Source organism: Candidatus Cloacimonadota bacterium, from assembly GCA_034661015.1.
In the GTDB taxonomy this organism is placed as follows: domain Bacteria; phylum Cloacimonadota; class Cloacimonadia; order JGIOTU-2; family JGIOTU-2; genus JAYEKN01.
In genome coordinates, this window is record JAYEKN010000233.1 from 1 (window position 1) to 10,200 (window position 10,200).

10 protein-coding genes are annotated in these 10,200 nt (G+C 33.9%); 9 read left to right on the forward strand and 1 reads right to left on the reverse strand.

Annotated elements, in window-relative coordinates; genetic code table 11:
• Nucleotides 1–298: 298 nt before the first annotated feature.
• The 8 genes from nadA to U9P79_08845 all read left to right on the forward strand — a co-directional run bounded on the left by nadA (nucleotide 299) and on the right by U9P79_08845 (nucleotide 8,125).
• Nucleotides 299–1,231, forward strand: a complete 933-nt coding sequence (nadA, locus tag U9P79_08810) for a quinolinate synthase NadA (GenBank protein MEA2104720.1) — start codon at nucleotides 299–301, stop codon at nucleotides 1,229–1,231.
• Nucleotides 1,232–2,221 carry a lysylphosphatidylglycerol synthase transmembrane domain-containing protein gene (locus U9P79_08815; protein ID MEA2104721.1) on the forward strand — a complete coding sequence of 330 codons (990 nt, stop codon included), beginning with the start codon at nucleotides 1,232–1,234 and terminating at the stop codon, nucleotides 2,219–2,221. It abuts the gene before it with no gap.
• A complete protein-coding gene (locus tag U9P79_08820; protein MEA2104722.1) occupies nucleotides 2,214–2,945 on the forward strand; it encodes a glycosyltransferase family 2 protein in 732 nt (243 codons plus the stop codon). The genes U9P79_08815 and U9P79_08820 overlap by 8 nt, the downstream gene beginning before the upstream one ends.
• Before the next feature lie 5 nt (nucleotides 2,946–2,950).
• Nucleotides 2,951–3,610, forward strand: coding sequence for a NeuD/PglB/VioB family sugar acetyltransferase (locus U9P79_08825; GenBank protein ID MEA2104723.1), 660 nt, complete (start codon nucleotides 2,951–2,953; stop codon nucleotides 3,608–3,610).
• A gap of 277 nt (nucleotides 3,611–3,887) precedes the next feature.
• Complete coding sequence (locus U9P79_08830; protein MEA2104724.1) at nucleotides 3,888–4,601, forward strand: WbqC family protein; 714 nt, start codon at nucleotides 3,888–3,890, stop codon at nucleotides 4,599–4,601.
• A complete protein-coding gene (gene rffA, locus U9P79_08835; protein ID MEA2104725.1) occupies nucleotides 4,601–5,731 on the forward strand; it encodes a dTDP-4-amino-4,6-dideoxygalactose transaminase in 1,131 nt (376 codons plus the stop codon). Before U9P79_08830 ends, rffA begins: the two co-directional genes overlap by 1 nt.
• Entirely contained in the window at nucleotides 5,728–7,410 is a 1,683-nt protein-coding gene (locus U9P79_08840; protein ID MEA2104726.1) for a DUF6044 family protein, read from the forward strand. The genes rffA and U9P79_08840 overlap by 4 nt, the downstream gene beginning before the upstream one ends.
• 343 nt (nucleotides 7,411–7,753) lie before the next feature.
• Nucleotides 7,754–8,125 carry a PilZ domain-containing protein gene (locus U9P79_08845; protein ID MEA2104727.1) on the forward strand — a complete coding sequence of 124 codons (372 nt, stop codon included), beginning with the start codon at nucleotides 7,754–7,756 and terminating at the stop codon, nucleotides 8,123–8,125.
• Between the two features lie 63 nt (nucleotides 8,126–8,188).
• Here U9P79_08845 and U9P79_08850 read toward each other — a convergent pair whose 3' ends face one another.
• Entirely contained in the window at nucleotides 8,189–8,542 is a 354-nt protein-coding gene (locus tag U9P79_08850; protein ID MEA2104728.1) for a hypothetical protein, read from the reverse strand.
• 180 nt (nucleotides 8,543–8,722) lie between these two features.
• On the opposite strand from U9P79_08850, the gene U9P79_08855 reads away from it, so the two are divergent.
• The coding region (locus tag U9P79_08855) for a peptidylprolyl isomerase (GenBank protein ID MEA2104729.1) at nucleotides 8,723–10,200 on the forward strand (1,478 nt) is incomplete at its 3' end.

Sequence of the window (10,200 nt, forward strand, 5' to 3'; positions counted from 1 at the left end):
TGCGTATTCACTCCGTAGGATAAAATCCCAATTATTCCATTTTTTAATGTATTATAAACATATCCAGCGGGATAAATCTCTGTTGTTTTAATGTTTTTATATTTTAACAACATCTAATTTTTTTTCTACCTTCTAAAAATTATTTTCCGAATAATTGTTTGCCACATATTTTTGTCAAATATATCAAAATATTGTCATTTAGTTTTTTTTTAATTAAAAATTCTCGTTTGTTGACATTTAATTACTCAATTTAATTTCTCGAAATATAAAATAATCGCATAAAATTCGGAGAGAGAAAATGACTAAAAATATTGATTGGAATTCTTTAAGCGAAGAAGAACTATATTCACGCGCTGCAGAATTGAAAAAAGAAAAAAATTGCTTTATCCTTGCACATAATTACCAATTTGTAGAAGTTCAAAAAATGGCTGATTATGTGGGAGATTCTTTGCAGATGGCAAAAATTGCCGCAAAAACCGATGCGGATATGATCTTGCTTTGCGGAATTATTATTATGGGTGAGACCGCCAAAATTCTTAATCCAGACAAAAAAGTCATTATGGCACATAAAGATGCCGATTGCCGTCTTGCCCTTTTAAAATCAACTTCCGATCTTATCCGGCTGAAAGAAAAGCATCCGGGGGCTGAAGTAGTTTGTTATGTAAACTCACAAGCGGAGCTAAAAGCAGAAAGCACGATAACTTGCACATCCGCAAATGCCATAGAGGTCGTTGATTCCATCCCGAAAGATAAGGAAGTGATTTTCGTTCCGGACAAAAATATCGGGGCTTGGGTTTCTTATAATTTAGGCAGAGAATTAATTCTGTTCGATAGCACTTGCTATGTTCACGATGACATTACTCTCGAAGATGTGAAAGAGGTGCGTTCTAAATATCCGAACTATAGTCTGCTGGCTCATCCCGAATGTCGCCTAAATGTTTGCAAAGCGGCAGACCTTGTCTGTTCCACGAGCCAAATGCTGGACTTTGCAAAAGAACACGATAATCTCATAATTGGTACGGAATACGGTTTGTATGAGCAACTGAGATATCTTTATCCTCAAAAACACATTGTATCTTTAAGCAAAAAAATGATCTGTGAAGACATGAAAAAAACCACTCTTCGGGGAGCAGTTCGTGCTCTCGCCGAAGAAAAATACGAAATCAAAATTCCGCAAGAAATTGTGGAAAAAACTAAAAAATCTTTGAACCGAATGATGGAAATCGTTTAAATGAAATTATTGGCAAATAAATTTAGAAAAATTTATCCCATTTTTCAGATACTTATTTCCGTCTGTCTGCTCATCTTTATTTTTCGCAAATTTCACATTTCTTTGATTGGCAATCTCGCAGAAATGTTTGCTCCTTTCTGGCTGATTATGTCATTCATCTTGGCGATTTTCGTCATTCCGTTTCTCGCTGCCTGGCGGTGGAAAATCCTTCTTCATTTTTCTCAAATAACCGAAAAATTTACTCAACTTCTCAAAATAAATTTCATCTCAATCTTTTGGGGAATTATCCTTCCGTCAGCAGATGGATTTGCTGCGATTCGATTGTATCTCATCGAAAAAAGACATAAGCAAAATCCGGGGAAAGCGGGATGTACAATAATTGCAGAAAAAATATTCGGATTTTTACTTTTATGTATTATCGGGATAGCATTCAGTTTTTCGCTTGAAAAAACAAAAGAAATCACGGTCAGCAGAATAATTTTAACGGCAATTATTTTTATTTTAATATTTCTTTTTCTTATTTTCTCAAGCAAAAGCTGGCAAAGTAAATTTAGTATCGGTTTGAAAAAAATCAAATTTTTCCGAAAACCAATTTCCTACCTCTTATCACTGCATAATTCTTTTGTCAGAATTCCTACCGGGAAAATATTGATCCACGTGCTACCAATTATTTTTATTTTTCAAGTTTGCACTATTTTGAGCGTCTATTTTATCTTTCGATCATTTGGTGTGAATCTTCCTTTTACAACCCATCTCGCACTCGTGCCGATCATTCAAATAATTTCTCTTATTCCTGTTACAATTAGCGGTTTTGGAATACGAGAAGGAGCGTTTGTTTTTTTCTATAGAACCATCGGGATTTCTCCCTCGATCGCCTTTAGCGTTTCAATTATTAATTTTTTGATACTCACAGGTGTTCCCGCCATAATTGGAGGAATGTGGAGTATTTCCAGTCAAATTCGCAAAAAGGATGTTATGAAAAATGCTTGAACTTTCCATAATAATTCCGATTTTTAATGATGAAGAAGTAATTTTCAAACTCATTGGTCGCTTAATTCCTGTAGTAAAATCATTTTCGTCTCAATATGAAATTCTTTTTATTGATGATGGAAGTTGGGACGAAACTTTTAATTTGTTGAAAAAATATCGGGCAAAAAACGATAAAATCAAAATCATAAAATTGAGTAAAAATTATGGACAATCTAATGCGATCACAGCCGGTTTGGACAATGCAAAAGGTAAAATTTTGGTAATCATGGATTCGGACTTACAGGACAAACCGGAGGATATTCCTATTTTGCTCGCTGCTCTCGAAGAAAATAATGTTCCTATGGTGATTGCAAAGTGGGAGAAACGAAAAACACAGTTTTGGAAAAGATGTGTAGCAAATTTGTTTTTCAGAATTTCCAATCTCATCACCGATATTCACCATCCGCCTAATCTCGGTGTGTTTAGAGCCTTTTACAAAATATTATACGATGAAAATATAAAAAATACTGATTATTCAGGAACAACTTTGAGCCAATTTTATAAGTTAAAATTTGATTATCAAATAGTTAATTTACAGCGGGATAGCAGATTTGCGGGGAATAGCGGATATAATCTAAAAAAAATGATAAAACTTGCTCTTGACAGAATAATTCCGCATTTACGATTAAAGTTCAAAACTAATGCTCGAAAACCGTTTTATAAAATTGAAAAAATTATAGGATGAAATTTGTGAAGAAAAAAGTAATTATTCTCGGTGGACTTGGTAATGGTTCCGTAATCGCAAGTGCTATCGCAGATGCAAACAGACGCGGATTTGAAGAAATTGAGTTTGCCGGATATCTAAATGATAGAAAATGCAAGGACGATCTTATCTCCGGTGATCCTGTTATCGGCAAACTTGGTGATGTGGATAAATTCGTCAAAGCCGGATATTTATTCATCAATACAATTTACAGGATTGATGGACAAAGAGAAAGGATTGACCTCTTCCATAATCTGAATATTCAGGCATACTCTCTTGCCACTTTTATCCACCCTACCGCATACGTTGCTCCGAATGTTGATTTGGCTCCGGGTGTGGTGATAATGCCCAATGTCAACATATCCCCTGATGTAAAGATCGGTAGGTGCAGTTTGATAATGGCTGGAGCAACTATCGGGCATAATTCCAAAATTGGAGATTATTGCCATCTTGCTGCCCAAAGTTGCATCAGTTCTTTTGTGAAAATTTCCGCAGGTGTTCATATCGGCTTGAATGCAACCGTGCGTGAAGGAATCCATATCAGGGAATTTTCAGCTCTCGGAATGGGCTCTGTGTTGGTTGAAGACATTCCTGAAAATGAAATTTGGGCTGGAAATCCAGCAAAATTTTTAAGAAAACCAAAATGAATTTAGCCACGAATAAATGAAAAACTGTCCACGAAACACACGGAAAAACACTGAATATGCTAAAAAAAATTCTTTGTGTTCTTTGTGTAAAAAAAATTCGAGCATTCGTGGCAAAAGAAAAAATGTCCGCGAAATACACGGAAAAACACTGAATATGCTAAAAAAAATTCTTTGTGTTCTTTGTGTAAAAAAAATTCGTGCATTCGTGGCAAAAGAAAAACTGTCCACGAAACACACGGAAAAAGACTGAATATGCTAAAAAAAAGTTTGTGCATTCGTGGCTAATAAAAAAAAGATGAAAAAAATCGCTATTCTTCAATCGAATTATATTCCCTGGAAGGGATATTTCCACATCCTCGAAAAAGCCGATCATTTTGTTTTCCTTGATTCGGTTCAATACACTTGCTGTGATTGGCGAAACCGTAATAAGATAAAAACTCCTTCCGGGACAATCTGGCTCACCGTGCCCACAAACGGAACTCAATCTATGAAAATTGATGAAGTGCAAATAGACAGCTCCAAAAATTGGCAGGAAAGGCACTTGAAATCTCTGCAAATGAGTTACGGAAAATGTGATTATTTTCATAAATATTTCGAACTAATCAAAAACATTCTGCAGACAGACTGGGAAAGTATCAGCGAATTAAATCAATTTTTAATTATGGAAATCTGTAAATATTTAAATATAAAAACAAAATTTTCCAACTCCACCGAATATAAATTGGAAAATGGAAAAAACGAGAAAATCATTTCAATCGTCAAGCAATTGGGGGGTACTCACTACGTAACCGGACCTGCTGCAAAATCATATATTATTCCCTTACTTTTTGAGGAAAATGGAATTACGCTTACATACATGGATTATTCTCATTATGGCGAATACAAACAACCTTGGGGAAAATTCGACCATCAAGTCTCTATTTTGGACTTGCTGTTTTGTGAAGGACCAAATTCGCCAAAATATATTTTTGGTAAAATACCCGCAAAGTGATGAAAATTCCATTTAACATTCCTTGCGTTTGGGGGGATGAGCAGAAAAATCTCAAAAACGTAATTGAGAGGCGAAAATTTTCCGGTAAGGGTAATTTCGTCCAAAAATCTTCTAATGAATTGAAAAACATTACGGGTGCAAAAGAAATTTTTTTTACACCTTCTTGCACCTCTGCTCTGGAAATGTGTTCTCTTCTTTTGAATATTCAATTAGGCGATGAAATTATTCTCCCTGCTTTTTCTCATGTGGCTTCTGCAAATCCATTCATTCAAAAGGGAGCAAAGATTGTTTGGTGTGATATTCGCAAAGATACAAAAAATATTGATGAAGTTTTGCTGGAAAGCTTGATCACAAAAAGAACAAAGGCGGTCGTAATAGTTCATTATGGAGGAGTTGCGTGTGAGATGGATAGAATCGTAAATATCTGCAAGCAAAATAATATATCACTGATCGAAGATGCGGCAATGGCAATTGGGGCAAAATACAAGGGAAAACCCTTAGGAAGTTTCGGTGATCTCGCAGTGATAAGTTTTCACGAAACAAAGAATATCCAATGTGGGGAGGGTGGGGTTTTGCTTGTAAATAATCCGAAGTTTTTTGAAAAAGCCGTCCGTCTTTACGATAGGGGAACCAATCGTAGAGAATTTGAAAATGGTAAAGCGGATTTTTATACATGGACGATGAGCAGTTCAAATTTTTTGATGCCGGAACTTACTGCTGCTTTTTTGTATTCTCAACTAATCCACTTGTCAGAGATTAATAGAAAGCGGTTGGAGGACTGGAAATTTTATTATGCGAGATTAGCCGATTTTCTACTCCCAAAGATGCTTCCGATTATTCCTAAAGATGTTGAGCCAAATGGGCATACGTTTTATCTTGTTTTATCATCTGAAAACGAGCGGAATAATCTGATAGAATATCTAAAAAGAGAAAACATCCAATCTGTTTTTCACTACATTCCACTTCATCATGCTCCTTTTTGGGAGGGAAAATATTCGCAAGTCAATCTTCAGGTTACAGATCGGATCAGCAAAACAATTATCAGACTTCCACTCTATTTCGAGATTAGAAAAGAAGAGATTGAAAAAATAATCTATCATTTAAGGCAATTTTTTGTAGAAAAATCATGATTTTTCGTCCAAATATATTTGAAACAAAATCCTTTCTATTTCTGCTCGCTTTATTTCTCTTTGCAATTTATTTTTCTCCTTATCTGATTCGTGGTAAGGATGCCTACATTCTGATTCACGATAATCTGAATCAAATAAATATGCAGGGAATTTTTGACGGGAAATTTAATACAAGTTTTTTTCCAAGTTCGTCAGTTCAGCATTATACTTTGCCTACAACTCCGATGATATTTCATCTTGCGCATCTCAAATTGGATAAACTTTTTTTTTCTTTTGATTATTTTTGGGGATTCGTTTTTAATGAGTTGTTCTATCGCCTTCTTTCATTCATCGGATTATTTTTTCTCCTGAAAAATTTTATATTCAAAAAAAAATTACCGGATTATTTTGCGCTCATTTTCTCATTTGCCTGGATTTCCTTACCTTTTTGGCCACAGGGAAATCTTTCAATATCAGGTATTCCACTCCTCTTGCTTGGTTTCATTTATATTTTCCAAAGGAGAAATTTGCTTCTTTCTTACTTGATCATATTCGTTTATTCCTGTTATTCAAACTTTTTCTTCGTGGGAATTTATCTGCTTTTCGCTCTTCTGATTTTAAATCTTTATCTTCTTTGGAAGGGGGAAAAAAATATTCACTTTTTGCTTGGTTCGACTCTGTTTTTGAGTTTATCACTTATTACTCATTTTCCTATTTTCTACAATCTATTCGTTCTAAAAATCCCCACAAACCGCATCGCCCAATCGCTAACAGAATATGATTTTATCGGTACTATAAAAAATACTATTTACATTTTTATTAACTCGAACAAACTTTCTCATTCATTTCACGTTTATATAATTTTGCCAACGGCTATAATTTTTTCTATTTTAATTCTGAAAAAAGGAAAGAATCGAGAGAAAAAAATAATTATCGGTCTTTGGATATTGCAGTTTATTTTTCTCTTCATATTCGGGATATATTTCTTTGCTCCGGTAATGAAATTTTATAATAGGCTAAATTTGGGTTTCAATTTCAGCCGGATCTACGTTCTAAAAACTTCAGTCTGGTATCTTCTTTGGGCGTTTTGTTTGAATGGTTTTTATCTTATTTGTGAAAAAAAGCGAATTGCAAAGGCAATTATACTTATCCTGATCATTTTACAAATTGGTATAAATTTATCACATTCCACCGTAAGAGCATACAATAATTATCCCGGTTTTAAAAAATTTATGTCCGAGAGTCAGTTTGATGAAATTAAATCACATGTTGGTGAAAACAGGGCTGAATATCTGATCGGATGTATCGGATTTTTTCCGGCAGTAGCAAATTATAATGGATTTAAAACCGTAGGATCATTTAGTTCATATTATCCTCTGGAATTCAAAAAGCAATTTTATAAAATAATTGAGAATGAACTCAGGTCTTCTGAAATGTTAATGGATTATTTCACAAATCGCGGGTCAGCATTATTTTTATTCGATGATAAAATAGGAAAAAAATATTATGATCAGAATTATATTCGGAATAATATTTCAAAGATTTCATGCGAACTTAATTTCCGGATATTGCGTAAATACGGGGTAAAATATCTTTTTTCTACTGCAAAAATATCAAATGCAGAAGATATTGGATTAACTTTAATTTTTGTTAGCACCAATCCGCAATATTATTATAGGTTTTATGTTTATCAAATCTAGTCTAATCAGAGTCTGTCCGTAAAGTAGGGATTCGACGCAGATGAATGTGATAAACAACATCACGCTGAAAAAGTGGATTTTCGCAAGATAAAATTTTTTTGTAAAAAGTGTAATATCCCCGTTTAATGCTTTGTATTTTAATATTCAACAGGGGTTTATCAGCATAATCAGTGTTTATCTGCGTCGAATCACCTGCAGAAAATTATTGCAAGAATGCGAGTTTACGGATGGACACTAATAATTTCCGGATTGTATCAGATTTCTGATTTCAAATATATTGACAATAAATTCAAAAATTTTTTTTAATAAGAAAATACGATTACGAATAAAAAGGTAAGTCCAGATGAAAAATACAAAAGAAAACCGAAGACACAAAAGAAATCATCTTATTTGCTATTTGCCTGTTTTTGACAAAGTGCATTCCCAAAAATTGGGATACATTATTGATGTTTCACTTAGCGGAGTGATGCTTATAAGCGATTCGGAGATAGCAAAAGATAAAATTTTCAGTTTCGATATTGATGTCTCCAATGAAATGGCAGATGAAAAGAAAATTTCTTTTGATGCTAAATGTATCTGGTGCAAACCGGATATTAAACCGGATTCATACGTCTCGGGCTTTGTTATTCAGCCTGGTTTTACAGCAGAACAGAAAATTGTGGGGAAGTTGATTGAAGAATGTTCTATCAGTCAATATGGCTTTATAGATGATTAGTCCCAATGGATTGAAATAGATAAATTTTGTATTGGAACAATTTCGTGATAGTTTGTTTGCTCCTTATAAAGCTAAGAATATTTTAAGGGCAATGTAAATTATAATTATTGAGCCGAGGATATAAGTTGCGGTTTTGTACCCTTTTTGGGATAGCAAACCGGAAAAATCTAAAACATCATCCGATTTTTTTCTACCCTTTTTTTCATGTCTTCGATCTCTTTTTTTTATTGAAACATCTCTCTTTACTATTGCGGCGATCCGAAATTCTTTTCTGTGTAACCAAACCACTTTATTTTCCGATGATTGGAATGGATACAAACCTTTGCGACGATTAAGCCTGAACTTTTCCATATCCAATCCTTGTTCGGCTGCATCTTCTTTAAATATTCTATAGAATAATTTTTTTTCTTGTGCCATAACTCAAATTCGACCTTTCAATGTAGATAAGATTTTTCTGATTTCTATGAGAGATTAAAAACATGTCAACTAATTTGTAGAAAAACTAATTTCAAAAAACTTGCCTAATTTTTCAACATTTCAAGATTTTGACTTGATATCCTTCGGGAAAATCAACTCATATTTTAAGGAGTAAATATAATGTTAAAAAAAATGCGTTCTTTATCACGTCCGATAATTTGGGTTACTGCAATCCTATTTATTGGTGGCATGGGAACAATGGGTATATCACAGATTTTTACTGAACACAAACAGTACGTAGGTGAAATAGCCGGGAATAAGATCCAATATGACAATTTTTACAAAATGGTTCAGAATGCCTATTCTGACTATCGCCAAAACAATCCGGATGAAGTAATAGATGAAGAAAAAATGCGAGGATTTAATGATCAAACTTGGGATCAATTAATTCAGAAGATCGTTCTGGAAAAAGCAATTAAAAAATATAATATCAAGGTTACCGATCAAGAAGTTGCTGCTAAGATAGTTAACGACCCACCCCCAATGCTCACTTCTCACGAATCGTTTCAAACAGATGGGAAATTTGATAAAGCAAAATATTTACAAGCTCTTCAAAACCCGGAAATTGATTGGTCGTGGTTAGAATCATATGACAACAGATTACTGCTTTACGAAAAATTTCAAAATATGCTTAATGCAAATATTATCGTAACAGAAGAAGAAGTAAAAAAAGATTTTATCGGGAAGAACGAAAAAGCCAAAGCAGAGATAATGATTTTTTCGCCAGAATTAATCGACTCTGTTGTTGTAACAGATGCTGAAATTGAAAAATATTATTATGCTTTCAAAGACGATTATTGGAAAAAAGCTCAAAGAAAACTGAAATACGTATCTATCCCGTTAATTCCCACGGTGGAGGATATAAAACACGTTGAAAATCTGATTAACGATATTTATAAGATGCTTGAAGAGGGTGATAATTTTGATGAATTAGCAAAAGATTATTCTCAAGGTCCATCTGCTCCCAAAGGTGGAGATCTCGGATGGTTCGGCAAAGGCAAAATGGTTCCGGAATTCGAAGAAAAAGCCTTTTCTATGAAATCAGGTGAGTTTAGCAAACCGATAAAAACCCAATTTGGTTGGCATATAATCAAACTTGTTGATACCCGCACAAAAGATGATGTAAAAGAAGTTCACGCAAAACATATTCTTTTAAAAGAAGAACCGGGTGCCGATGCTAGAAAAAATCAGGAAAGATTTGCCAATGATTTCTACGACCAATGTCAGGTGGATAGTTTTGATGTAATTGCCAAGAAATTTGGTTATGAGGTAAAAGAATCGAAAGAATTTGGTGATGAACGTTCCTATATTCCGGGAATCGGGCAAGCAAAAATCCTTCTTGAGTTTGCATTCAGCCATGATCTGAACCAGATATGTGAACCATACATTATGAAAGATAATAATTATGTCATCGCTCAAATAATAGATAAGTCAAACGCTCATTACGAAACAATTAATGAAGTTGAAGATGCGATTGTACCCAAAATTGAAAAAATAAAAAAAATGAACTTAGTTAAACCAATTGCCGACTCAATTGCCAAACAAATCAATGCAGACAATTTCACTACAATTGCAGAAGAAAATGAACTGAAAATTGA

Excerpts from the sequence above, each read along its gene's own strand:
- nadA (MEA2104720.1), top strand. The coding sequence starts at position 299 with ATGACTAAAAATATTGATTGGAATTCTTTAAGCGAAGAAGAACTATAT.
- U9P79_08815 (MEA2104721.1), top strand. The coding sequence starts at position 1,232 with ATGAAATTATTGGCAAATAAATTTAGAAAAATTTATCCCATTTTTCAG.
- U9P79_08820 (MEA2104722.1), top strand. The coding sequence starts at position 2,214 with ATGCTTGAACTTTCCATAATAATTCCGATTTTTAATGATGAAGAAGTA.
- rffA (MEA2104725.1), top strand. The coding sequence starts at position 4,601 with ATGAAAATTCCATTTAACATTCCTTGCGTTTGGGGGGATGAGCAGAAA.
- U9P79_08840 (MEA2104726.1), top strand. The coding sequence starts at position 5,728 with ATGATTTTTCGTCCAAATATATTTGAAACAAAATCCTTTCTATTTCTG.
- U9P79_08845 (MEA2104727.1), top strand. The coding sequence starts at position 7,754 with ATGAAAAATACAAAAGAAAACCGAAGACACAAAAGAAATCATCTTATT.
- U9P79_08850 (MEA2104728.1), bottom strand. The coding sequence starts at position 8,542 with ATGGCACAAGAAAAAAAATTATTCTATAGAATATTTAAAGAAGATGCA.